Here is a 23,340-nt window from a genome sequence, read left to right on the forward strand (position 1 = left end):
GAATTTCAGGTTTACAGGAGTCAGACATGGCCGTTCAAAAGAGTCGCAAGACGCCCTCCACCCGCGGCATGCGCCGTTCGCACGATGCGCTGACGGCGCCGACGGTGTCCGTCGACCAGACCAGCGGCGAGAGCCACCTGCGCCATCACGTCACCAAGGACGGCTACTATCGTGGCCGCAAGGTGATCGACAGCAAGGTCGCCGAAGTCGAGACCAGCGAGGGCTGATCGCCCGCGTCGGAGCCTTCGCGGCTCCGCCCCAACACGAGCGCCACTGATGCCCACAGTCTCTGCCCGGATCATCGGGACTGGCAGCCATCTGCCGGAAACCATCCTCACCAACGCCGAGTTGGAGAAGCGGGTAGAGACCAGCGACGAGTGGATACGCGAGCGTACGGGGATCGAGCAGCGGCATATCGCCGCTGACGGCGAGTGCACCAGTGACCTGGCCGTGGCCGCCGCCGAGAAGGCGCTCGCGGCCGCGGGCGTTTCCGCGTCCGAACTGGACCTGATCATTGTCGGCACCACCACGCCGGACGTGATCTTCCCGAGCACCGCCTGCCTGGTGCAGCACCGCCTCGGCGCCAAGGACTGTCCGGCATTCGACGTCAACGCGGCCTGTACCGGTTTCCTCTACGCACTGTCCATCGCCGACAAGTTCATCCGCACGGGCGCCGCGCGCACCGCGCTCGTGATCGGTGCCGAGACCCTGTCGCGTATGCTCGACTGGAACGACCGCGGCACCTGCGTGCTGTTCGGCGACGGCGCCGGCGCAGTGGTTCTGCGCGCCGATTCCACGCCCGGCATCATCTCCACGCACATCCACGCCGACGGCCAGTACAAGGATTTGCTGCACAACCCGGTCGGGGTGTCGCGCGGGTTCAAGGACGAGCCGAACCACGGCGTGCGCGTGATGATGAGCGGCAACGAGGTGTTCCGCGTGGCCGTGCGCACCCTGTCGCGGATCGTCGACGAGACCCTGAAAGCGAACGATTTGCAGAAGGATGCGATCGACTGGCTGGTGCCGCACCAGGCCAATCTGCGCATCATCACCGCCACCGCCAAACACCTCGACATGCCGATGGAGCGGGTGATCGTCACCGTCAACAAGCACGGCAACACCTCTTCCGGCTCGGTGCCGCTGGCGCTGGACCACGGCGTGCGCAACGGCATGATCAAGCCCGGCCAGTTGCTGCTGCTGGAGGCTTTCGGCGGCGGGTTCACCTGGGGCTCGGCGCTGTTGCGCCTGTAATCCCGCGGCGGGCGGGTCCCCCCCGGTGGTTGGGGGGGGGGGGTTTGGGGGAGGGGGGGGGGGGGGGGGGGGGGGGCCCCCCCCGGGGGGGGGCCGCCGCCCCCCCCCCCCCCCCCCCCCCCCCCCCCCCCCCCCCCCCCCCCCCCCCCCCCGGGGGGGGTTCCCCGCGGCCCCCCCCCCACGAGCGGCTCAAGATACCGACACTCTCATGCGCAACGATCTCGCATTCCTGTTTCCTGGCCAGGGCTCGCAGGCGCTCGGCATGCTCTCGGCCCTGGCCGACACGCACGCCGTGGTGCGCGCGACCTTCGCCGAAGCCTCCGACGCCATCGGCATGGACCTGTGGGCGCTGGCCCAGCAAGGCCCCGAGGCCGAGCTCAACCGCACCATCAACACCCAGCCGGCGTTGCTCGCGGCGGGGGTGGCGGCGTGGCGCGCCTGGCGCGCGGCCGGCGGCACCGAACCGGCGCAGTTGGCAGGACATAGCCTGGGCGAATACACCGCGCTGGTGTGCGCCGATGCGCTGTCGCTGGCGGACGCCACGCGGCTGGTGCGCGAGCGCGGTCGGCTGATGCAGGAGGCAGTGCCCGAGGGCGCCGGGGCGATGGCCGCCGTGCTGAATGCGGATCTTTCGGTGCTCTCCGAAGTCTGCGCCGCAGTGTCCACCGACGCCGAACCCGTGGTGCCCGCAAACCTCAACGCCCCCGGCCAGATCGTGCTGTCGGGCGCCGCCGCCGCGATGGACCGCGCGCTCGCGGAACTCGCCACGCGCGGGGTCAAGCGCTCGATCCGCCTGCCGGTCAGCGTGCCCTCGCATTCGCCGCTGATGCGCCCGGCCGCGGAAAAGCTGGCCGCGTTCATGGCCGATGTCGCGATCGCAGCACCGCGCATTCCGGTGATCCACAACGCCGATGTGGCAGCGCACGCAGATCCGGCCGCGATCCGCGCGGCGTTGGCACTGCAGTTGCACGCCCCGGTGCGCTGGATCGAGACCATCGAGAAGCTCGCCGCCGGCGGCACCGCGCGGGTGCTCGAATGCGGCCCCGGCAAGGTGCTGTGCGGTACGGTCAAGCGCATCGCGCCGGCGGTGGAATCCGCCGCCATCGGCGAGCCCGCCGGATTCGACGCCGCCCTGGAAGGACTGCGCGCATGAGCGATACCCCCATCAACCTGGCGCTGGTCACCGGCGCCAGCCGCGGCATCGGCGCGGCGATTGCCGACGAACTCGCGGCCAACGGACTCTTCGTCGTCGGCACCGCGACCGGCGAAGCGGGAGCGCAGGCCATCGGCGAGCGCCTCGGTGCGCGCGGCTGCGGCCGGGTTCTGGATGTTGCGGATGCGGCCGCCATCGACGCGCTCGTCGAGTCGGTGGAAAAGGAATTCGGCGCGGTGCGCGTGCTGGTGAACAACGCCGGCATCACCCGCGACCAGTTGCTGCTGCGGATGAAGGACGATGACTTCGCCGCAGTGATCAACACCAACCTCGCCAGCGTGTTCCGCCTGTCCAAGGCGGTGATGAAGCGCATGCTGCGCGAACGCCAGGGCCGCATCATCAGCATCGCCTCGGTGATCGGGCTGACCGGCAACGCCGGCCAGGCCAACTACGCCGCGGCCAAGGCCGGGATCATCGGCTTCACCAAGTCGCTGGCGCGTGAGGTCGGCAGCCGCGGCATCACTGCGAATGTGGTCGCGCCGGGCTTCATCGATACCGACATGACCCGCGCGCTGCCCGAGGCTCAGCGCCAGGCCCTGCTGGCCGACGTACCCCTCGGGCGCCTCGGGTCCGTGGAGGACATCGCCAAGGCGGTGGCCTTCCTCGCATCCCCAGCGGCCGGTTACATCACCGGCGAAACGCTGCACGTCAACGGCGGCATGTACATGCCGTAGCCGGCAGCAGCACCATTCACTATCATTCCCCACCTTTTCGGCAGGAACGTACAAGCCATGAGCAGCATTGAAGACCGCGTCAAGAAGATCGTCGTCGACCGTCTGGGCGTCAAGGAAGACGAAGTCAAGCCGAACTCCTCCTTCGTCGACGATCTCGGTGCGGATTCGCTCGACACGGTGGAACTCGTGATGGCGCTCGAGGAAGAGTTCGAGTGCGAGATCCCGGACGAGGAAGCCGAGAAGATCACCTCGGTGCAGCAGGCTGTCGATTACATCAAGGCCAACGTCAAGGCCTGATGCGGCTCACCGGGCGCGACCCTCGGGTCGCGTCTGGCGAGTGGAAAAAGGGAAATGGAAAACGGAAAAGGGAAGAGCGGCCTTCGCCGCCGACTCGCCTTTCGCTCTCCCATTTTCCTTTTTCCCTTTTCCTTTTTCCCTCCCAGGAGGCTCCATGCGCAGCGCTCGTCGCGTCGTAGTGACCGGGCTCGGGATCGTGTCGCCGGTCGGCAGCGATATCCCGACCGCCTGGGACAATGTGGTCAATGGCCGTAGCGGCATCGGGCCGATCACGCATTTCGACTGCTCCGCCTTCGCCACCCGCTTTGCCGGCCAGGTGCAGGGTTTCGATGTCGCCCAGTGGGTGGCGCCGAAAGACTCGCGGCGGATGGACCCCTTCATCCATTACGGCATCGCCGCCGGCACCCAGGCGGTGCGCGACGCGGGCCTGGATCCGGTGCCGGACGCGCTGAAGACCCGTTTCGGCGTGATGATGGCGGCCGGTATTGGCGGCATCTCGACCATCGAGCAGACCACGCTGACCTGGCACACCCATGGCCCGCGCCGGATCTCGCCCTTCTTCGTGCCTGGCACGATCATCAACATGGTCGCCGGCCACCTCGGCATCAACCTCGGCCTGCGCGGCCCGAACCTGTCCATCGTCACCGCCTGCACCACTGGCACGCACAACATCGGCGTGGCGGCGCGCCTGATCGCGTATGGCGATGCCGACGTGATGCTCGCCGGTGGCGCGGAGCACGCGACCACGCCAACAGCCGTGGGCGGATTCAGTTCTTCGCGCGCGCTCAGCGAGCGCAATGACGACCCGAAGGCCGCCAGTCGTCCGTGGGATCGCGATCGCGATGGTTTCGTGCTGTCGGATGGCGCCGGCGCGCTGGTGCTGGAGGAATACGAGCACGCCAAGGCACGCGGCGCGCGGATCTATGCCGAGATCATCGGTTTCGGCATGAGCGACGACGCCTACCACATGACTGCGCCGCCAGAAGACGGCTCAGGCGCGGCCTTGTCGATGACGAATGCGCTGGCTGACGCCGGCATCGAGGCGAGCGCAGTGCAGTACGTCAATGCGCACGCCACCTCGACGCCGCTCGGCGACCGCGGCGAGATCGTCGCAGTCAGGAGCGCCTTCGGGGAAGCTGCGAAGAGCCTGATGGTGAGTTCGACCAAGTCCGTCACCGGCCACCTGCTCGGTGCCGCCGGCGCGGTCGAGGCGATCTTCTGCGTGCTCGCGCTGCGCGACCAGGTGGTGCCGGCGACGATCAACCTGCACAACCCGGATGAGGGCATCGACCTCGACCTGGTGCCGAACACCTCGCGGCAGGTCAAGCTCGACACGGTGATGAGCAACTCCTTCGGTTTCGGCGGGACCAACGGGACCTTGATCTTCCGGCGGGTGTGAGCGCGTCCGGATGCAGACCGAGCCTGCCCTGAAACCGGGGACCGCAAAGGACGCAAGTTTGCACAGGACGCAATGGAAGCGGGTTGCATCGGCTGCGCGGCGTGTCATGGCTGCGCTCCTGGCGCGTGTCTCGACTGGATTGATGGGCGGAGCTGACAGTGCCGGTGCCGACGCCCGACATCGACCTGCCCTGCAGTGCGCCGGAGGCTCGGGACCAGCCGCGCCCGCGCTGCTGCTCAGCGCCGCGGCCGGGCCGCAGGGCTACGCGATCTGCTGCCCTTGGTCGACGCGCCGCCGCTGGTGGTGCCTTATCCCGGGGGGGCGCGGCACGCGCAGCAGCTGGCTGCGCTGGTCGAGCGCCTGCGTGCCCTGCCAGCGGGCGGCGATGCGGACGGCGAGGCCATGGCCGGCGGCTGGCTGCTGTACCTGGCCTACGATTTCGCCAGCGTCTTCGAGCCCAATGTACCCTGGCGCCGGCCGGAGCTCGACGAGCCGCTGGCGCTGCTGTGGCGGGTGTCGGCGACGCTCGTGCGCAATCGCGATTCGGGCATCGGTACGCTCGCGGGAAGCCAGCTTCCGCAGTGGCGACAGCGGCTGCAAGCCGCCGCGGGCGTGGTGGTTGCGCCGGGTTCGGCCTACATGCCGTCGGGCGTGCGCGATAGCGGAGCAAGCCCTGCACTCCTGGAGGACGATCCGCAGCGCTTCCTCGATGGCGTTGCCCGGATCCATGAGTACCTGCGTGCGGGCGACGTGTTCCAGGTCAACCTCTCGCGCGCCTGGCGAGCGACCGCGCCCGGTCCGATCGACCTGGACGATCTGTTCGCGCGGCTGACCGCCGCCAACCCGGCGCCGTTCGCGGCGCTGCTGCAGCACGGGGACTGGGGCCTGGCTTCATCGTCGCCGGAGCGCCTGGTGAGCGTGCGCGGGATGCGTGTGGACACGCGCCCGATCGCCGGCACGCGCCGGCGCGATGCCGATCCGGCGCGCGATGCCGCACTGCTCGCCGAGCTGCGCCGCGATCCCAAGGAGCGCGCCGAGCACATCATGCTGATCGACCTCGAACGCAATGATCTCGGGCGCATCTGCGAGGCCGGCAGCGTGGTGGTCGACGAACTCGGCAGCATCGAGAGCTATGCCCATGTGCACCACCTGGTGTCGAACGTCAGCGGCCGGCTGCGCGCGGGGACCAGTGCCTGGGAACTGCTGCGCGCGCTGTTTCCGGGCGGCACCATCACCGGCTGCCCGAAGGTGCGTTGCATGCAGATCATCGGCGAGCTGGAGCAGGGCGGTCGCGGCGCCTACACCGGCGCGCTGGGCTACATCAGCGACCACGGCTCGCTCGATCTCAACATCCTGATCCGCACGATCTCCTGCCAACGCGAGCGCCTGGTCTTCCGCGCTGGCGCCGGCATCGTCGCCGACTCGATCGCCGAGCGGGAGCTGAAGGAGACCCGTGCCAAGGCGCTCGGCCTGCTGCGAGCGCTCGGCGTCGGCGCATGAACACCCTTGCCTCTGACCGCGGGCTGCACTACGGCGATGGCCTGTTCGAGACCCTGCGCGTGATCGACGGCGTGGCGCCGTTGTGGGAATGGCATCGCGAGCGCCTGCTGGCGGGTTGCGCGCGACTGCGCATGCCGGCGCCGGAGGATGCGCGCCTGCGCCGGACGCTGCGTTCTGTTTCACGCACCCATCGCGACAGCGTGGTCAAGCTCATCTGGACCGCCGGCAGCGGCCAGCGCGGGTATGCTCGGCCCCCCGAGCCGGTGCCGCGGTTGCTCGCCAGCGCGCGCCCGTGGCAGCCGCTGCCGGTTGCGGCCCTCAGGCTCCGCTGGTGTGCGACCCGCCTGGCGCTGCAGCCGGCGCTGGCCGGCATCAAGCACCTGAACCGGCTGGAACAGGTGCTGGCGCGGGCGGAATGGAACGAGGACTACGACGAGGGCCTGATGCTGGACATGCAGGGCAGGGTGATCGCGGCAACGGCGGCGAATGTGTTCGTCCGCCAGGGCGGCCAATGGCTGACGCCGCCGGTTGCCGAGTGCGGCATCGCCGGCGTCACACGGCGCTGGATGCTGCAGACCGTCGCCGCCCGCGAATGCACGCTGTCGGTCGGCGACATCGAGTCGGCCGACGCCCTGGTGCTGACCAACGCCGTGCGCGGCCCGCGCCAGGCGGGTCGACTGGGCGAGCGCCGCTGGCGCGCGGATGCCGGCGTACGCCGCCTGCGCGCTGCCTGGGACGCGCTGTTCGCGGGGTCGGCATGAAGCGCGCGGCGCCGCAATCGACGCTTGGCCGGGTGCGCTGGGTGCTGTTGCTGGGCGTTCTGGCCACGGCGCTGTCGGCGGCTGCCTGGCTCGGCTGGCGCGAGTTCCATCGCTTCGAGCAGCAGCCGCTGGCTGGCGTCGACCGGGTCGTCGAGTTTTCCCGCGGCATGCGCCTGAAGGATTTGGTGACGACGCTGCAGCGCGAGGACATCAGCCCGGCGCATTACTGGCAGTGGCGCCTGCTGGCCGAACGCACCGGCCTGGCGCAGAAGCTGCAGGCGGGCGAGTACCGCATCGATGCCGGGATGAGCCCGCGAGCATTGCTCCAGGCGATCGCCGATGGGCGCGTGGTGCAGTACCGGCTGACCATCCTGGAAGGCTCGCGCTTCCGCGATCTGCGGGTCGCGCTGGCCGCGGTGCCGCAGCTGGCGCAGACCATCGGCGGGCTCGGGGATGCGGAAGTGCTGGCCTTGATCGGCGCTGCCGAGACTCACCCCGAGGGATTGTTCCTGCCGGATACCTATTTCTTCCCGCGCGGTTTCAGCGATGTCGACTTGCTCAAGCGTGCCTACTGGGCGCAGAAGAAGCTGCTGGAACAGGTCTGGCAGAAACGCGCGCAGGACCTGCCGCTGTCCGATCCCTACCAGGCGCTGATCCTGGCCTCGGTGATCGAGAAGGAGACCGGCCGCGCCGGCGAGCGCCCCGAGATCGCCGGCGTGTTCGTCAACCGCCTGCGCCAGGGCTGGCGCCTGCAGACCGATCCCACCGTCATCTACGGCCTCGGCGATGCCTTCGACGGCAACCTGAGGCGGGTAGACCTGCAGACCGACACGCCGTACAACACCTACACCCGCTTCGGCCTGCCGCCGACGCCCATCGCATTGCCCGGCCGCGCGGCCATCGAGGCCGCGGTACAACCGGCGCAGACCGATTCGATGTATTTCGTCGCCCGCGGCGACGGCAGCCACGTATTCAGCCGCACCCTGGATGAGCACAATGCGGCAGTGCGGAGGTTCCAGCTGGGCGGCGGGTGAGGGGTGCGAAGCGGGTTGTGGGTTCTGGGTTGTGGGTTGTGGGCAGCGGGGCTCGCTCGAAGTATTCATGTCGGGGCCCTCGCTTTGCGGCCCACAACCCACAACCCACAACTCACAACCTGCAACTCACAACCTGCAACCCATGTCCAAATCAGCGTTAACAGATCGAACATGACCCAGACCTCCCCCCAGGCCCTCCCCTGGCACACCGCCGCCTGGCAGCGCCTCGCCCAGGGGCATGCGCGTGGGCAGATCGCGCATGCGCTGCTGATCCATGGCGAGGGCGGGCTGCACAAGTTGCAGCTCGGACGCCAGATTGCGCAGGGGCTGCTGTGCGAGCGCCCGGTGGAGGCGCGTGGGTGCGGGCAGTGCCGCAGTTGCGAGCTTTTCCTCGCGGGCAACCATCCGGACTGGGTCGAGGTGCATCCGGTCGAATCGGCGCAGATCAAGATCGACCAGATCCGCGAGCTGTCGGCCCGCCTGGCGATGCGGCCGCAGATCGCGCGCTGCCAGGTGGCGCTGTTGTGGCCGGCCGAGGCGATGAACGTGGCTTCCGCAAACGCCCTGCTGAAGACCCTGGAGGAACCGGCCGGGGATACGCATCTGTTGTTGCTGGCCGAGCGCATCGGGCGCCTGCCGGCGACCATCCGCAGCCGCTGCCAGCGGCTGCCGCTGGTGGCGCACATGGATGAGGCATCGGTCGCCACGGTAGCGCGGATGGGCGACGCCGACAGCGCACGCGCGCTCGCGGCCCTGCGCTTCGCCGGCGGCGATCCGGAATCGGCGCTGCAAGCGCTGCAGCCTGAGCAGTGGAATGCCATCGCCAGCCTGGTGCAGCGACTGACGGAACTCGCGCGCGGACGCGGCGACGCGAGCAGCTTCGTGGCGGCATATCGCAACGAAGGTGCCACGCTGCTGCAGCGCTGGTCGCGCCTGATTGCGCTGGCGGTGCAGGGCGAAGCCGTCGCTGCGGAGCCCTTCGATGCCTACATCGCCTTGACTTCAAGGATGGAAATGTCGACCCTCTTGCCGCTGGCGACGCAGCTGGAGCGCGCCCGCGGCCTCGCCGGTAGCGGCGTGCGCGAGGATCTGCTGGTATACGACCTGGCTGCGCGCTGGATCGCAGCCTTCAACCCCGGGGAGCGTGGACGCCGAGCATGAGTACTGGACCTGGAATTCCGCGTCAGGGCATCTTGTCGCTGGCGATCAAGGACAAGGGCGCGCTGTACCACGCCTACATGCCTTTCCTGAAGGGCGGCGGGATCTTCGTGCCTACGCAGAAGCGCTACGGGCTCGGCGACGAGGTGTTCATCCTGCTGACGCTGATGGACGAGAAGGATCGCATGCCGGTCGCCGGCAAAGTGGTCTGGGTCACGCCAAATGGCGCGCAGGGCAATCGCACGGCGGGCATTGGCGTGCAGTTTGGCGAGACATCCGACGGTGAGGCGGTCAAGACCAAGATCGAGTCGATCCTGGCCGGCACCCTGGGCTCCGAGCGGCCGACGCACACGATGTAGCGCAAGGCATGATCGCAAGCACGCTTGCGATCCGCCCAAGGGCAACAGTTTGCGCCACAATGGACCCGTGCCCGTGGCGCCTGCGGAAGATCCATGCAGGCGGCCTATACTGCAGTTTCAATGTCGCCTGGCTGAAGGTCAAAGTGTCAGCACCCGCTACCAACGAATCCGAGCTCCTGTTGCGCACCAGCGGCGAGGAGCGCGTTCCGGAGCGGCTTTATGATCACATGCTCGAAAGTCCGGGAAATCTGGTGTTGCTGGATTCCCCGTTTCCGGACGAACTGCTTGGCCACATGCGCCTGATGTCGCAACGCCGCGGGCATTCGATCTACGCCTGGAATCAGGAAAGCGGACTTGCTTCTTTGCGCGAGCACGGCATCACGGTCGCGGGAAGCAAACGCCTGGCGGAAGCCTTGCGCTTCGTGCTCCAATCGGGGCATTTCGGCGTCTACGTGTTTCCCGCGGAGCGCGGCGAGTTCACCCCGCAGGTGCTCGCGTTGATGCGGCAGATCGCCCGCGGCAAGGAGGGTGGCGACAAGCGCGTGGTAGTGCTCGGTACCGCGATCAAGATTCCGACGCTGGCTTCACTGGCGCGCACGATCGTGCATCGCCACGGGCCGTCGGATCGACTGCGCCTGCGCGACGGCCGCTGGGTGCGCGGATGAGCGAGCAACCGGGCAATGCCGGCGTCCTGATCGTAGCCAGCAATCGCGACGATCGCCGCGTGCTGTTCGATTCCTTCGACGGCGCGGACTCCGAGGCGATCTACACCGCGCGCGATGTCAGCCAGGCGCATGCGCTGCTGGCCCAGGATCCGGAACTCGCGCTGATCTTTGTCGAGTTCACCGACCCGTACGCCGAGGCGGAAGGCTTGTGCCGCTTGCTCGCCGGGCATCCGCGCTGGCGGCTGGTGCCGCGCATCGGGGTTCTGCCCGCGAGCGGACTGCCTCCGGGAGCGCCCGGCGGCCCCAACGCGCCCGTGGCGCAATGGATTCGCAGTCCGGTGAGTGCCGCCGACGCCCTGCGCCATGCACGCGACCTGCTGTCGCCAGTGCGCCCCAGCAATGGTGCGAATGGCGGGGACGGCGACTGGATCGAGCACCTGGACGTGCCGGCATTGGTGGTCGATATTGCCGCCGACAGGATCCGGCACGCAAACCAGCGCGCACTCAAACTGTTGCGCTGCGACGCCCAGGCGCTGCAGACCAGTTCTGCGCTGGATCTGGTCGGCGAACTGCCGCCGGTACGCAGCGAGGGGCTGGGACTGGGCGAGGCGCGCATCGACGCCAAGGGCGACCCGCGCCTGGTTGGATTGGCAGCGCTTGGCTTCGGTGGCGACAGCGGGCGACTGGTGCTGCTGACCGCCAGTGCCCAGGCGGAATCGCCACTCGAAATGCTCGCTGGCCTCGCGCGTACAGGTCTCGATGGCCAGGGCGTGCAGCCGGTGCTCAAGCGCTTGATCGCCGACTATGCCCTGGACTTCTTCTACGTCTGCGTCGAGCGTGGTGGCACCGATGCCGAGCCGCAGGTGCTCGCGGCCTTCCCGCGCACGGCACAGGGCGCGGTGCATCCGGTGTGGCAGACTGAGCTCTATCGACGGGTTCTCGCCGGCGCCGAGTTCAGTGCGTCAGAGGAGGCTTCGACGCGCCTCAATGACCCGTTCTTCAAGCAGTTGCGCCTGCAGAGCGTGCTGGCGCTGCCGCTGTTCGGCGAGGGCCAGCGGGCAATCGGCGCGCTGGTGGCCGGCGGGCGCAAAGCGCAGCCGCGCGCGTCGGAACTGCTGTCCGTGCTGCGCATGGTGGGCTCGCACCTGGCGCTGCAGTCGTTGGTGGCGCGATATCGTTCGGACAGCCGCTTCCAGGGCCTGCATGACTCGCTGACGCGGCTGCCCAACCGCCTGCTGTTCAACGACCGTCTTTCATCGGCGATCGCCGAGGCCGGGCGCGGCAGCGAGCAATTCGCGGTACTGTTCGTCGACCTCGACCGCTTCAAGACCATCAACGACAGCCTCGGTCATGCGGTTGGCGATCAGGTACTGAGCGCGGTGGCCAAGCGCCTGCGCGCCTCGGTGCGCGCGTCGGACACCGTGTCGCGCTATGCCGGCGACGAATTCACCCTGATCCTGCGCCATATCGTGCAGCGCGACGATGTCATGCGCATCGCCGACAAAGTCGTCAAGGTGCTGGAAACCCCATTGACCCTGACTGACGGTCGCGAACTGCAGATCACCGCCAGCATCGGCATCAGTTTCTACCCGGACGATGGCAAGGACGGCGAAACTCTGCTGAAGCACGCGGACGTGGCGATGTACAGCGCCAAGGGCCTCGGCCGCAACTGTTATCAGGTTTACGTGGCCGTGCCGGAGGAATCGCATCGTCAGCGTCTGGACCTGGAAGCGAAACTGCGCGTGGCCGAGCGCAACAACGAGTTGCGCGCCTATTACCAGCCGCAGGTGGACGCGCAGAGCGAAGACATCATCGGCATGGAATCGCTGATCCGCTGGGAACACCCGGAACTCGGCCTGATCAGCCCGGGCTTCTTCATCCCGATTGCCGAGGACACCGGGCTGATCGTGCCGATCGGCGAGTGGATCTTGCGCACTGCCTGCTTCGACGCAAAGCGCTGGCTGGACAAGTTCAAGCTGCCGCTCAGGGTCAGCGTCAACCTGTCGGCGCTCCAGTTGCGCCAGCCGAATCTCGTGGAGGTGGTCGAGAACGCATTGCGTGACTCCGGGTTGCCGGGAGACAACCTCGACCTGGAAGTGACCGAGTCGATCAACATCAAGGACATCCCGAACCTGATGGATCTGCTCGGGCAATTGCGTGGGCTCGGCTGCCATATCGCCATCGACGATTTCGGCACCGGCCAGTCTTCACTCGATTACATCAAGCGCTTCCCGGCGGACCGCATCAAGATCGACCAGACCTTCGTGCGCAACATCGGCGTGGATCCCGCCGATGAGGCGATCGTGCGCGCCACCATCAACATGGCGCGCAACATGGATCGCGTGGTGGTCGCCGAGGGCGTGGAAACCGAGGATCACCTGCGCTTCCTGCGCGAGCATGGTTGCCACGAACTGCAGGGTTACCTGTTCTGCCGTCCGCTGCCCGCAGCGAGTTTCGATAACCTGATGAGCGAGCGCTCGCGGCTGTTGAACGAAATCGCGGACGAGTAGCTGGTCGCCGTTGTCCCAAGTCCGCTCAGAGCATGCGCCGGCACATGCGGAACTTTCTTCGCAGAGCCCGGTCACACGTCCTGTTGATCGGTTGCCAAGGAAGCCGGAGACATGGCGTTGAACCTGCAACAGCCCGCACCCTGGGTGCGGAGTGTGCCCGCGACGGCCCGGCCGGCGGGATCAGTCACGGGGGTGGCGGTGGAAGAGGCGGCAATCGACGCGGCCCTGGTGGAGCGCGTGCAGGCAGGCGACCGCCTTGCCTTCGACCTGTTGGTGCGCAAGTACCAGCATCGTATCGTCGCGCTGGTCCAGCGTTTCGTGCCGGACTGGCATGAGGCACAGGACGTGGCCCAGGAAGCCTTCATCAAGGCTTATCGCGCATTGCCCAATTTCCGCGGCGACAGTGCCTTCTACACCTGGTTGTACAAGATCTCGGTCAACACCGCGAAGAACTTCCTGGTGTCGCAGTCGCGCCGGCCGCCGCTCGACGACGTGCTGATGGACGACGCCGTGCACCACGAGGCGGCCGCGCGCATGCACGAGCGGGCGACGCCGGAGAACGAGTTCCTGCGCGAGGAAGTCGAACGCACCGTGATCGCGGCGGTCGAAGACCTGCCCGAGGAGATCCGCACCGCACTGACGCTGCGCGAGATCGACGGCCTGAGTTACGAGGAAATCGCGCAGATCATGAACTGCCCGATCGGAACCGTGCGTTCGCGCATTTTCCGCGGGCGCGATGCGGTGGATCGTCGGATCCGTCCGCTGGTGGAGGGCTGAGGAATGAGCGAAGACATCCGCGAACAACTGTCGGCACTGATGGACGGCGAACTCGGCCGCGACGAACGTGCCTTCCTGCTGCGCCGGCTGGAACACGATGCCGAGTTGCGCAGCCTGTGGACGCGCATGCACCTGATGCGCGACGTGATGACTCACCGGCCGGGCGGGGCACCGCTCAACCTGGCTGACCGCGTGATGGGAGCGATCGCCGCCGAGGATGCGCACCCGTCGCAGCCGGTGCAGGCGCGCACGCGTTCCTGGCGCCCCTTCGCCGGGATCGCGGTGGCGGCTTCGGTGGCGCTGGCGGCGGTCCTTGCGTTTTCGCCGCAGTCGCAGATCGAGCAGGCGCCGGCCATGGCCGAGCGCACGCCGACGCCGCGTTCGGCGCTGCCGGCAGGCGTGCCCGGGCCGATCGCGCCCAGCCTGCAGGGACTGGGTGACGGCGTGCAGCCAGTCGCCGGCGAGCGCAGCTTCGTGCTGCCGAGCATGCCGACGCCGATCAGCGCCGAGCAGATGCTGCTGATGCGCCACGGCCAACTGGTCGATGGTGCCTGGTGGGTGGGCGGTTCGCAGCCGGTGTCCGCGCGCCAGGACCAGCGCATGCTGGTGCCGGTGTCGCTCGACGTCGAGACGCGCTGAGCGTCACCAGGCGCATGCGCCACGGCCGGCTGCTACTGGCGCTGATGCTGCTCTGCCTGCTGGCGCCGGCGCTGGCAGCCCAGGCGCCCATCGACGACTGGCGCACCTGGGCGCTGCGCATGGAGAAGGCGCAGCAGTCGCTGAATTACGACGCGACCATGGTGATCGACAGCGGCAGCGGGGACTGGGACTTGGTCGAGCTGTCGCAAAGGGTGGGGCCGGCGGGTCCGGAGCAGCAGTGGCTGGGCCTGAACGGCGCCGGTCGGCGCCAGGTGCGCACCGCGCAGGGCCTGTCGGTGCTCGGGCCCGAGGGCGACCAGCGCATCGGGCAGGGTCCGCAGTTGCGGGCCGGCCCGCTGCTCGCCGACCTCGACCAGTGGTACCGGATCAGCATCGACCCTCGCGACCGGGTCGCAGGGCGGCGCGCACTGCGAATGACGCTGGATCCGATCGCCAGCGACCGCTACGGCTTGCGCCTGTGGATCGACGGCGACACCGGGCTCCCTTTGCGCAGCGAGCGCTTCGACGCCGAGCAGCGGATGCTCGAGCGACGCATGGTTACCCGCCTCAGCGTCCTGGGTTTCGCCGGCGCGCCGTCGCAGCCGCAGCCCGCGGTCGCGCACGCGAGCGACTGGAAACTGCCTGAGGGCTTTCGCCTGGTGGGTTCGGCGCTGACGGTGCCGGGCCTCGCCGGTGCGCGGCACTGGGTGATCTCCGATGGCGTGGCCTGGATCTCGGTCTACCAGTTGCGCGTGCCGCAGGGGCTGACCCTCGAGCGCAGTGGCTGGCGACACGGCGCCCTCAGCCAGCTGACCTTGCGCAACGGTGAGGAGTGGTTCTACCTGCTCGGCGATCTGCCACCGGAAACCCTGAGGCAGGTGGGCATGGCAGCGATGGCCGGCAGCCCTTGATCCCCGCGAGTCGCGGTGCACGGGCAGCTCATGCTTTAATCACGGGTTTCCCCGAGACCCGCGTGGCGGTGATTCCCCCGCTCGCCGGTCTGGCCGGTGCCGGAATCCTGGCGCGGCCGTCTGAAGGCATCTGCGATCACCCATGAAGCACATCCGAAATTTCTCGATCATCGCCCACGTCGACCACGGCAAGTCGACGCTCGCCGACCGTTTCATCCAGATCTGCGGCGGTCTCGAGGATCGCGAGATGGAAGCGCAGGTGCTCGACAGCAACCCGATCGAGCGCGAGCGCGGGATCACGATCAAGGCGCAGTCGGTCTCGCTGCCGTACACCAGCGAGGACGGCAACACCTACGAGCTGAACTTCATCGACACGCCGGGCCACGTCGACTTCTCCTACGAGGTGTCGCGTTCGCTGGCCGCGTGCGAAGGCGCGCTGCTGGTGGTCGATGCGGCGCAGGGCGTGGAGGCGCAGAGCGTCGCTAACTGCTACACCGCGGTCGAGCAAGGTCTGGAAGTGGTGCCGGTGCTGAACAAGGTCGACCTGCCGTCGGCCGAGCCGGACCGCGTGCGCCAGGAGATCGAGGACGTGATCGGCATCGATGCCACCGACGCGATCGAGATCAGCGCCAAGACCGGCCTCAACGTGCGCAAGGTGCTCGAAGCCATCATCCAGCGCATCCCGCCGCCGCCGGAGCCGCAAGACCCGACGCTCAAGGCGCTGATCATCGATTCCTGGTTCGACAACTACCTCGGCGTGATCTCGCTGGTCCGCGTGATGCAGGGCGAGATCAGCGTCGGCGACAAGATCCTGGTGATGTCGACCGGGCGCACCTGGTATGTCGAGCAGGTCGGCGTATTCACGCCCAAGCGCGTGCAGCGGCAGAAGCTCTCCTGCGGCCAGGTGGGCTTCGTCTGCGCCGCGATCAAGGAAGTGCATGGCGCACCCGTCGGCGACACGCTGACCAGCGCCGGCAAGCCGGCCGCCGAGCCGCTGCCCGGCTTCCAGAAGATCAAGCCGCGCGTGTTCGCCGGCCTGTTCCCGACGGAAGCGGACGACTACACCGCGCTGCGCGAAGCGCTGGAGAAGCTCAAGCTCAACGATTCCGCGCTGCAGTTCGAGCCCGAGTCTTCCGAGGCGATGGGATTTGGCTTCCGCTGCGGCTTCCTTGGCATGCTGCACATGGAGATCGTGCAGGAGCGCCTGGAGCGCGAGTACGACCTGGACCTGGTCACCACCGCGCCGACGGTGATCTACCAGGTGCTGAAGAAGGACGGCAAGATCGTCGAGATCGACAACCCGGCGAAGCTTCCAACGCCGAGCGAGATCGAGGAAGTCCGCGAGCCGATCATCATCGCCAACATCCTGGTCCCGCCCGATTACGTCGGGCCGGTGATCACCCTGTGCGAGGAAAAGCGCGGACGCCAGAAAGGCATCAGCTACCTCGGCACCCAGGTGCAGATCAATTACGAGATGCCGCTGGCCGAGGTGGTGCTGGACTTCTTCGACCGCCTGAAGTCGGCCAGTCGCGGCTATGCCTCCTTTGACTATCACATCGACCGGTTCGAGGCAGGTCCGTTCGTGCGCCTGGACATCCTGATCAATGGCGACCGGGTCGACGCCCTCAGCCTGATCGTGCACCGCAGTCAGGCCGACCGCCGTGGGCGCGACCTCGCCGAGCGCATGCGCGAGCTGATCCCGCGGCAGATGTTCGATGTCGCGATCCAGGCCGCCGTCTGCGCACAGATCATCGCGCGCTCGACGGTCAAGGCGCTGCGCAAGAACGTGCTGGCCAAGTGCTACGGTGGCGACGTCAGCCGCAAGCGCAAGCTGCTGGAGAAGCAAAAGGCCGGCAAGAAGCGCATGAAACAGGTTGGCCGCGTGGAAATCCCGCAGGAAGCCTTCCTCGCGGTGCTGCAGGTGGACGACAAGTAGGCCGCGCGTGGCGCGCTTGCGCGGAACCGATCGGAAACCTCTTTCGTCCGCAAAGGACGCAAAGGACGCAAAGAGGAGGGAAATAGCGAAACGGGGTGGCCTTTCTTGGCGTCCTTTGCGTCCTTTGCGGACAAAGAGTCGTTGGTCTGTGCGCGAGCTTGCCCTTACGCACGAGGGCGTCGCCGGAGCTAGGGAACAATCATGGATTTTGCGCTGATCTTGGTAGTGTTGACGGGCCTCACGGGCTTCGTCTGGCTGGTCGACAGCCTGTTCTTCCGCAAGCGTCGGCTGGCCTTGCAGGGAACCGCCTTCGGCACCGCCGCCGAACAGCAGGCAGCTGCGGCGCCAGCCTCGCGCGATCCGGTCATCGTGGAGTACAGCAAGTCCTTTTTCCCGGTGATCCTTGCGGTGCTGGTGATCCGATCCTTCCTGGTCGAGCCCTTCACCATCCCGTCCAGCTCGATGGTGCCGACCCTGCTGATCGGCGACTTCATCCTGGTCAACAAGTACAGCTACGGCGTGCGCCTGCCGGTGGTGCACACCAAGATCCTGGATGTCGGGTCGCCCAAGCGCGGCGACGTGGTGGTGTTCCGCCCGCCGAGCAAACCGGACACCAACTACGTCAAACGCCTGGTCGGCCTGCCCGGCGACAAGATCAGCTATGTCAACGACACGCTCTACGTGAACGGCGTGCCGATGCAGCAGACGCCGGTGGGGCGATACTTCGGCGAGGGCAGCAACAGTGAGTCGACCGGTGCCGACCTGCGCACCGAGACGCTGATGGAAGTCGAGCACCAGATCCTGTTGCGCGGCGGCCGCGGGTTGCTGTCGGGTGGTACCTGGGAGATTCCCGACGGCTACTACTTTATGATGGGCGACAACCGCGACAACAGCGAGGACAGTCGCGCCTGGGGCCTGGTGCCCGAGGAGAACCTCGTGGGCCGTGCATTCTTTGTCTGGATGCACTGGGACTGGAAAATTCGGGGCTTTGTGTCCTGGAACCGTATCGGCATGAAACTGGGGTGATCGTATGCGCTTGGCAGCGGGACAACGCGGTATTACCTTGATCGGATTCATGATCGTGCTGGCCATCGGCGGATTCTTCTTCTTCGTCGGTGCCAAGCTCTTCCCGCTCTACACCGAGTACTACGCCGTCAAGGGCGCGATGCGCAAGGTGCAGCAGACGCCGGGCTCAGCGCGCCTCAGTCCGGAACAGGTCTGGACCATCCTCGAAAAGACCTTCTTCACCAGCTACGTGGACAGCGTCAAACGGCAGCATGTGCAGCTGGTGCGCCAGAATGGCTATTTCCTGCGGGTTGCGTATGAAGTTCGCAAGCCGCTGGTGTACAACCTCGACATCGTTGCCAAGTTCGATCACTCGATCGAACTCGGGCGCACCGACGTGATCGAATAGTGACGCCCAATCCGCTGCTGAGGTTTGGCGTCGATTTCAGCGACCCGGCCCTGCTGGACCGGGCATTGACGCATCGCAGCGCCGGCCAGGCCAATTACGAGCGCCTGGAATTCCTCGGCGACGCGCTGATCAACGCGGTGGTCAGCATCGAGTTGTACGCGCGCTTTCCGCGCGCACCAGAAGGCGATCTGACGCGTTTGCGGGCATCGCTGATCCGCGAGTCCAGCCTTGCCGACCTGGCGCGCAGCATCGACCTGTCCGATTACCTGCGGATGGGCGGTGGCGAGCTTAAAAGCGGTGGCTACCGCCGCGATTCGATCCTCGCCGACACCCTGGAGGCGCTGGTCGCCGCGGTGTTCCTCGACAGCGGCTGGGAGCGCTGCCTGCAACTGGTGCGCAGCCTGTTCGGCGGCGCCCTGGACGCGGTCGACATCGGCGCGGCGAAGGATCCCAAGACCCGTTTGCAGGAGTGGTTGCAGGGCCGCGGCCTGGCCCTGCCGGACTATCGACTGGTCGACACCAGCGGCAAGGATCACGACAAGGTCTTCCGCGTGGCTTGCCATATCGCCGACCTCGATCTCAGCGCGGAGGCCGAAGGCCGCAGCCGCAAGGCCGCCGAGCAGGCCGCAGCAGGCGCGGTGCTGGAGCGCATCGACGCCGGTGCGCGACCGCCCGCGGGCACCACAAACTGAACTCGCGACGCACGCAAGCAGTCGAACGCAAGTTGCCGCCGGGGGCGCGAAGGACATCGCTGCATCCCTTGCCCTTGCTTGATCTAGTGTCCGCCGCGGACCACCAAGGATTCCGATGACCACAACCCTATTCCGCTCCGGCCACGCCGCCCTCGTCGGCCGCCCGAACGTCGGCAAGTCCAGCCTGCTCAATGTGTTCGTCGGCGCGCACCTCGGCGCGGTGTCGGCCAAGCCGCACACCACGCGCCAGCGCCTGCTCGGCGTGCGCACTTTCGACGACGGCCAGATCGCCTTCCTCGACACGCCCGGGATGCAGCGCCGCCGGCCGACCGCGGTGCACAAGGCGATGGATCGTGCCGTCGACCAGGCGTTTGCAGCGGTCGACGTGGTTGCGCTGGTGATCGAGGCCGGCGTGTGGAAGGCCGGCGACAGCGATGCGCTGGAGCGGGCCAAGGAAACCGGTTTGCCGGTGGCGCTGATCGTCAACAAGATCGACCTGGTCAAGGACAAGACCCAGCTGCTGCCGTTCATCGACAAGGTCAGCCGCAGGCACGACTTCGCCGCAATCTTGCTGGTCGGCGCGCGCAAGGAACTGGGCACCGAAGACGCCTGCAAACGGCTGGTCGCACTGTTGCCCGAACGCGAGGCGCTGTACGACCCCGATACCCTGACCGACCGCAGCGAACGCCATCTGGCAGGCGAACTGGTGCGCGAACAGTTGATGCGCCAGCTCGGCGAGGAAGTGCCCTATGCCTGCGCGGTGGAGGTCGAGGCCTTCACGATCGAGGGCCACATGCGCCGAATCGTCGCGACTATCTGGGTCGAGCGCGACGGCCAGAAGGCGATCGTGATCGGCGAGGGCGGCGAACGCCTCAAGCACATCGGCACCCAGGCACGGATGGAGATGGAGAAGCTGTTCGACGGCCGCGTGCACCTGGAACTGTGGGTCAAGGTGCGCCCGGACTGGAGCGACAACGAGCGCGTGCTCAAGCAACTCGGCTTCGATTGAGCCCAGCAGGGAGCCTGGATCGCTCCGGATCGGTGCGCGGGTGTTGCGGTCGCCTGGCCGGAAGACGTCTAGTCCGCAAAGGCGCAACGAGCGCCGTGAGAAGGCGCAGTCCTCCAGCTGGAGAGTAGTCCAGCGCGGCAACTATTGCTCCGGCCGGTAGCAATCGAAGCGGCGACGAACGTGATTGAGTCGCCGGAGCCTTCGGTGAAGAGGGTCGTGCAAGCGACTCGGCGAGCGAACAGGCCGCAACACGAGTGAACGCTGGGCAGGCCCCCGGAGATAGCAAAGATCGCGGGCGGAGCCCGCTCCCACGACAGCCAGGAGCAACCAACTACAGGCAACCGGACCCAACACCCTACCGCTCGTCGGCTTTCGGGGCGCATTTCGATGTGCATACGTTTGCAATTGGTCATGGGGTTCAGCCAGCAGCCGGTTTTCCCGGTGTAATTCGCAACGCGCGCCGCTGCGCCGTCCTGCCGGGGGGTTGGACGGATACCCGAGTGGTGTGCACGACATTCCTGGGGAGGATCCAATGACCAAGACCTTGCGTCTGCGCGGCGCCGTTGCCGCCTGCCTGCTGTTCCTGCTGCTCTGCGTGGGCGGTGTCGCCTCGGCGGCGATCAACACGCACAACCTCGGGGCGAAGTACGACGCCACCCAGGCCAACATCAATTTCCGCGTCTATTCCTCGCGTGCCACGCGCATCGAGGTGTGGATCTACAAGACCGCCAAGGGCGCACAGCCGGTCGTCCGCTACACCCTCACCAAGGATGCCGCCACCAGCGTGTGGTCGAAGACGGCATCGGTCGCCACCCTCAAGAACAGCTACGGCCTGACCGGCACGGTCTACTACGGCTACCGCGCCTGGGGCCCGAACTGGCCGTACAACAGCGCCTGGGTCAAGGGCAGCAGCACCGGCTTCATCAGCGACGTCGATGCGCAGGGCAACCGCTTCAACCCGAACAAGCTGCTGCTCGATCCCTATGCGGTGGAGATGAGCCACGATCCGAACAGCGCCGGCTGCACCGATGGCACCATTTACGCCAGCGGCGCCACTCATCGCACCAAGGACTCGGGCCCCTGCGCGCCCAAGGGCATCGTGCTCGCGCCGCCGACCAACTCCTTCGGCACCAAGCCGACCCGCGCGCTGAAAGACGACATCGTCTACGAAGTGCATGTCCGCGGGCTCACCAGGAACGACACCAGTGTGCCGGCGGCGCAGCGCGGCACCTACGCTGGCGCGGCGCTGAAGGCCGCGCACCTGGCGAGCCTGGGCGTCACCGCGGTCGAGTTCCTGCCGGTGCAGGAGACCCAGAACGACACCAACGACGACGTGGCCTCCACCGCCGGCGACAATTACTGGGGCTACATGACCCTGAACTACTTCGCGCCGGACCGCCGCTACAGCTACGACAAGACACCGGGCGGCCCGACCCGCGAGTTCCGTTCGATGGTCAAGGCCTTCCACGACGCCGGCATCAAGGTCTACGTCGACGTGGTCTACAACCACACCGGCGAGGGCGGCGCCTGGGGCGGCAGCGACGGCCTGACGGTCTACAACATCCAGAGCTTCCGCGGCCTCGACAACCCGACCTACTACTCGCTGACCGCGGACCTGCAGTACAGCTGGGACAACACCGGCGTCGGCGGCAACTACAACACGAAGAATCCGATCGCGCAGAACCTGATCGTCGACTCGCTGGCCTACTGGCGCGACACCCTCGGCCTCGATGGCTACCGTTTCGACCTCGCCAGCGTGCTCGGCAACACCTGCCAGCACGGCTGCTTCAACTTCGACAAGATGGACAGCGCCAACGCGCTGAACCGCATCGTCAACGAGATCACGCCGCGCCCGGATGCCGGCGGCAGTGGCGTCGACCTGATCGCCGAGCCCTGGGCGATCGGCGGCAACAGCTACCAGGTCGGCGGCTTCCCGTGGCGCTGGGCCGAGTGGAACGGCAAGTACCGCGACGCGCTGCGCAAGAAGCAGAACCAGCTGGGCGTCGAAACCGTGCTGCTCAGCGAACTGGCCAGCCGTTTTGCCGGATCGTCTGACCTTTATGGCGACGACGGCCGCAAGCCCTGGCACTCGATCAACTTCATGGCCGCGCACGACGGCTTCACCCTGCGCGACCTGTACGCCTACAACAGCAAGCAGAACAATCAGGCCTGGCCCTACGGCCCGTCCGATGGCGGCGACGACAACAACCACAGCTGGGACCAGGGCGGGATCATCCTCGACCAGCGCAAGGCCGCGCGCACCGGCATGGCCTTCATGCTGCTCTCCGCCGGCGTGCCGATGTTCAATGGCGGCGATGAGTTCCTGCGCACCCAGTTCGGCAACAACAATGCCTACAACCTGGATTCCGCGGCGAACTGGCTGGACTGGTCCTGGGACACTCACGAGACCAACTTCCGCACCTACACCCAGCGCCTGATCGCCTTCCGCAAGGCGCATCCGGCGCTGCGTCCGCAGAACTTCTACGTCGGCAACGACACCAATGGCAACGTGATGGAGCAGTTGCGCTGGTTCAAGCCCGACGGTGGCGTCGCCGACACCGCCTACTTCACCAATGCCAGCAACCATGCGATCGCCTGGCGCATCGACGGCACCGAGTTCGGCGACAGCACCAGCGCGATCTACATCGCCTACAACGGCTGGAGCGGCAACGTGAACTTCACCCTGCCGTGGCCCGGCGCCGGCAAGCAGTGGTACCGCGTGACCGACACCGCCACCTGGAACGAAGGCACCAACACCGTGGTCAACCCGGGCAGCGAGGCGCTGATCGGCGGCGAATGGACCGTCTACGGCATGCAGGGGCGCTCGCTGCTGGTGTTGATTGCGAAGTAGGGCGGAAGAGCGGGGGCAGGGGGCGAGGGGCAGGGGTGTGGACCGGTGCGCCTGCGTGCTGTGCCGCGGTTTGGGTCTGTTCCCACGTCCTCGGTGGCCGGCATTGCCCGCCAAGCCGGTCCCCTGACCCCTGACCCTTGCCCCGCTCTTGCTTCTCCCGGCCCTGTCATCATCCGCACACCGGCCGTATCGGTGTGGATGACACCCACCGCGGAGACCTCCGTTGTCGCACCAGACCGTTGCAAAAGCTGCTGAACTCGAGTCCTCCTACCTGTATTCGCTGGCGCGGG

The 23,340-nt window shown here is 67.2% G+C and carries 22 protein-coding genes; all 22 read left to right on the forward strand.

All coding sequences use genetic code 11. The features are described from left to right. Positions 1 to 26: 26 nt before the first annotated feature. Complete coding sequence (rpmF, locus tag IPK27_10430) at positions 27 to 227, forward strand: 50S ribosomal protein L32 (GenBank protein ID MBK8068017.1); 201 nt, start codon at positions 27 to 29, stop codon at positions 225 to 227. 49 nt (positions 228 to 276) lie between these two features. Then, positions 277 to 1,251 (forward strand): ketoacyl-ACP synthase III, encoded by a 975-nt coding sequence (locus IPK27_10435; GenBank protein ID MBK8068018.1) that lies wholly within the window; start codon positions 277 to 279, stop codon positions 1,249 to 1,251. Between the two features lie 208 nt (positions 1,252 to 1,459). Continuing rightward, a complete protein-coding gene (gene fabD / locus IPK27_10440) occupies positions 1,460 to 2,404 on the forward strand; it encodes an ACP S-malonyltransferase (GenBank protein ID MBK8068019.1) in 945 nt (314 codons plus the stop codon). Continuing rightward, entirely contained in the window at positions 2,401 to 3,138 is a 738-nt protein-coding gene (gene fabG, locus IPK27_10445) for a 3-oxoacyl-ACP reductase FabG (GenBank protein MBK8068020.1), read from the forward strand. Before fabD ends, fabG begins: the two co-directional genes overlap by 4 nt. 57 nt (positions 3,139 to 3,195) lie before the next feature. Next, positions 3,196 to 3,435 (forward strand): acyl carrier protein, encoded by a 240-nt coding sequence (acpP, locus tag IPK27_10450; protein ID MBK8068021.1) that lies wholly within the window; start codon positions 3,196 to 3,198, stop codon positions 3,433 to 3,435. A gap of 154 nt (positions 3,436 to 3,589) precedes the next feature. Next, positions 3,590 to 4,834, forward strand: coding sequence for a beta-ketoacyl-ACP synthase II (gene fabF, locus IPK27_10455; protein ID MBK8068022.1), 1,245 nt, complete (start codon positions 3,590 to 3,592; stop codon positions 4,832 to 4,834). 402 nt (positions 4,835 to 5,236) lie between these two features. Further along, the gene (locus IPK27_10460; GenBank protein ID MBK8068023.1) at positions 5,237 to 6,334 is read left to right on the forward strand and encodes a chorismate-binding protein; all 1,098 of its coding nucleotides are present in this window, start codon (positions 5,237 to 5,239) and stop codon (positions 6,332 to 6,334) included. Beyond that, on the forward strand, positions 6,331 to 7,095 hold the full coding sequence (pabC, locus tag IPK27_10465) for an aminodeoxychorismate lyase (GenBank protein MBK8068024.1): 765 nt from the start codon (positions 6,331 to 6,333) through the stop codon (positions 7,093 to 7,095). The genes IPK27_10460 and pabC overlap by 4 nt, the downstream gene beginning before the upstream one ends. Beyond that, on the forward strand, positions 7,092 to 8,129 hold the full coding sequence (gene mltG / locus IPK27_10470; protein ID MBK8068025.1) for an endolytic transglycosylase MltG: 1,038 nt from the start codon (positions 7,092 to 7,094) through the stop codon (positions 8,127 to 8,129). The genes pabC and mltG overlap by 4 nt, the downstream gene beginning before the upstream one ends. Before the next feature lie 171 nt (positions 8,130 to 8,300). Further along, positions 8,301 to 9,290, forward strand: a complete 990-nt coding sequence (gene holB, locus IPK27_10475) for a DNA polymerase III subunit delta' (protein ID MBK8068026.1) — start codon at positions 8,301 to 8,303, stop codon at positions 9,288 to 9,290. After that, positions 9,287 to 9,646: a PilZ domain-containing protein gene (locus tag IPK27_10480; protein MBK8068027.1), complete on the forward strand. Its 360-nt coding sequence runs from the start codon at positions 9,287 to 9,289 to the stop codon at positions 9,644 to 9,646. Before holB ends, IPK27_10480 begins: the two co-directional genes overlap by 4 nt. An 8-nt stretch (positions 9,647 to 9,654) precedes the next feature. Further along, positions 9,655 to 10,311, forward strand: coding sequence for a hypothetical protein (locus IPK27_10485; GenBank protein ID MBK8068028.1), 657 nt, complete (start codon positions 9,655 to 9,657; stop codon positions 10,309 to 10,311). Beyond that, positions 10,308 to 12,821, forward strand: coding sequence for a bifunctional diguanylate cyclase/phosphodiesterase (locus IPK27_10490; GenBank protein MBK8068029.1), 2,514 nt, complete (start codon positions 10,308 to 10,310; stop codon positions 12,819 to 12,821). Before IPK27_10485 ends, IPK27_10490 begins: the two co-directional genes overlap by 4 nt. A gap of 111 nt (positions 12,822 to 12,932) precedes the next feature. Beyond that, entirely contained in the window at positions 12,933 to 13,598 is a 666-nt protein-coding gene (gene rpoE, locus IPK27_10495) for an RNA polymerase sigma factor RpoE (protein MBK8068030.1), read from the forward strand. 3 nt (positions 13,599 to 13,601) lie between these two features. Further along, entirely contained in the window at positions 13,602 to 14,237 is a 636-nt protein-coding gene (locus IPK27_10500) for a sigma-E factor negative regulatory protein (protein ID MBK8068031.1), read from the forward strand. Between the two features lie 14 nt (positions 14,238 to 14,251). Further along, positions 14,252 to 15,148 carry a MucB/RseB C-terminal domain-containing protein gene (locus IPK27_10505; GenBank protein ID MBK8068032.1) on the forward strand — a complete coding sequence of 299 codons (897 nt, stop codon included), beginning with the start codon at positions 14,252 to 14,254 and terminating at the stop codon, positions 15,146 to 15,148. Between the two features lie 142 nt (positions 15,149 to 15,290). Next, complete coding sequence (gene lepA, locus IPK27_10510; protein MBK8068033.1) at positions 15,291 to 17,084, forward strand: elongation factor 4; 1,794 nt, start codon at positions 15,291 to 15,293, stop codon at positions 17,082 to 17,084. Between the two features lie 201 nt (positions 17,085 to 17,285). After that, positions 17,286 to 18,110 (forward strand): signal peptidase I, encoded by an 825-nt coding sequence (lepB, locus tag IPK27_10515; protein ID MBK8068034.1) that lies wholly within the window; start codon positions 17,286 to 17,288, stop codon positions 18,108 to 18,110. Between the two features lie 49 nt (positions 18,111 to 18,159). Next, a complete protein-coding gene (locus tag IPK27_10520; GenBank protein MBK8068035.1) occupies positions 18,160 to 18,498 on the forward strand; it encodes a DUF4845 domain-containing protein in 339 nt (112 codons plus the stop codon). Beyond that, positions 18,495 to 19,190 (forward strand): ribonuclease III, encoded by a 696-nt coding sequence (rnc, locus tag IPK27_10525; protein ID MBK8068036.1) that lies wholly within the window; start codon positions 18,495 to 18,497, stop codon positions 19,188 to 19,190. The genes IPK27_10520 and rnc overlap by 4 nt, the downstream gene beginning before the upstream one ends. A gap of 115 nt (positions 19,191 to 19,305) precedes the next feature. Further along, on the forward strand, positions 19,306 to 20,199 hold the full coding sequence (gene era, locus IPK27_10530; GenBank protein MBK8068037.1) for a GTPase Era: 894 nt from the start codon (positions 19,306 to 19,308) through the stop codon (positions 20,197 to 20,199). 532 nt (positions 20,200 to 20,731) lie between these two features. Further along, positions 20,732 to 23,050: a glycogen-debranching protein gene (locus IPK27_10535; protein MBK8068038.1), complete on the forward strand. Its 2,319-nt coding sequence runs from the start codon at positions 20,732 to 20,734 to the stop codon at positions 23,048 to 23,050. Positions 23,051 to 23,340 lie beyond the last annotated feature (290 nt).

The sequence above is a fragment of the Rhodanobacteraceae bacterium genome (assembly GCA_016713135.1).
Taxonomy (GTDB): Bacteria; Pseudomonadota; Gammaproteobacteria; order Xanthomonadales; family SZUA-5; genus JADKFD01.

Excerpts from the sequence above, each read along its gene's own strand:
- rpmF (MBK8068017.1), top strand. The coding sequence starts at position 27 with ATGGCCGTTCAAAAGAGTCGCAAGACGCCCTCCACCCGCGGCATGCGC.
- IPK27_10435 (MBK8068018.1), top strand. The coding sequence starts at position 277 with ATGCCCACAGTCTCTGCCCGGATCATCGGGACTGGCAGCCATCTGCCG.
- fabD (MBK8068019.1), top strand. The coding sequence starts at position 1,460 with ATGCGCAACGATCTCGCATTCCTGTTTCCTGGCCAGGGCTCGCAGGCG.
- fabG (MBK8068020.1), top strand. The coding sequence starts at position 2,401 with ATGAGCGATACCCCCATCAACCTGGCGCTGGTCACCGGCGCCAGCCGC.
- acpP (MBK8068021.1), top strand. The coding sequence starts at position 3,196 with ATGAGCAGCATTGAAGACCGCGTCAAGAAGATCGTCGTCGACCGTCTG.
- fabF (MBK8068022.1), top strand. The coding sequence starts at position 3,590 with ATGCGCAGCGCTCGTCGCGTCGTAGTGACCGGGCTCGGGATCGTGTCG.
- IPK27_10460 (MBK8068023.1), top strand. The coding sequence starts at position 5,237 with ATGGCCGGCGGCTGGCTGCTGTACCTGGCCTACGATTTCGCCAGCGTC.
- pabC (MBK8068024.1), top strand. The coding sequence starts at position 6,331 with ATGAACACCCTTGCCTCTGACCGCGGGCTGCACTACGGCGATGGCCTG.
- mltG (MBK8068025.1), top strand. The coding sequence starts at position 7,092 with ATGAAGCGCGCGGCGCCGCAATCGACGCTTGGCCGGGTGCGCTGGGTG.
- holB (MBK8068026.1), top strand. The coding sequence starts at position 8,301 with ATGACCCAGACCTCCCCCCAGGCCCTCCCCTGGCACACCGCCGCCTGG.
- IPK27_10480 (MBK8068027.1), top strand. The coding sequence starts at position 9,287 with ATGAGTACTGGACCTGGAATTCCGCGTCAGGGCATCTTGTCGCTGGCG.
- IPK27_10485 (MBK8068028.1), top strand. The coding sequence starts at position 9,655 with ATGATCGCAAGCACGCTTGCGATCCGCCCAAGGGCAACAGTTTGCGCC.
- IPK27_10490 (MBK8068029.1), top strand. The coding sequence starts at position 10,308 with ATGAGCGAGCAACCGGGCAATGCCGGCGTCCTGATCGTAGCCAGCAAT.
- rpoE (MBK8068030.1), top strand. The coding sequence starts at position 12,933 with ATGGCGTTGAACCTGCAACAGCCCGCACCCTGGGTGCGGAGTGTGCCC.
- IPK27_10500 (MBK8068031.1), top strand. The coding sequence starts at position 13,602 with ATGAGCGAAGACATCCGCGAACAACTGTCGGCACTGATGGACGGCGAA.
- IPK27_10505 (MBK8068032.1), top strand. The coding sequence starts at position 14,252 with ATGCGCCACGGCCGGCTGCTACTGGCGCTGATGCTGCTCTGCCTGCTG.
- lepA (MBK8068033.1), top strand. The coding sequence starts at position 15,291 with ATGAAGCACATCCGAAATTTCTCGATCATCGCCCACGTCGACCACGGC.
- lepB (MBK8068034.1), top strand. The coding sequence starts at position 17,286 with ATGGATTTTGCGCTGATCTTGGTAGTGTTGACGGGCCTCACGGGCTTC.
- IPK27_10520 (MBK8068035.1), top strand. The coding sequence starts at position 18,160 with ATGATCGTGCTGGCCATCGGCGGATTCTTCTTCTTCGTCGGTGCCAAG.
- era (MBK8068037.1), top strand. The coding sequence starts at position 19,306 with ATGACCACAACCCTATTCCGCTCCGGCCACGCCGCCCTCGTCGGCCGC.
- IPK27_10535 (MBK8068038.1), top strand. The coding sequence starts at position 20,732 with ATGACCAAGACCTTGCGTCTGCGCGGCGCCGTTGCCGCCTGCCTGCTG.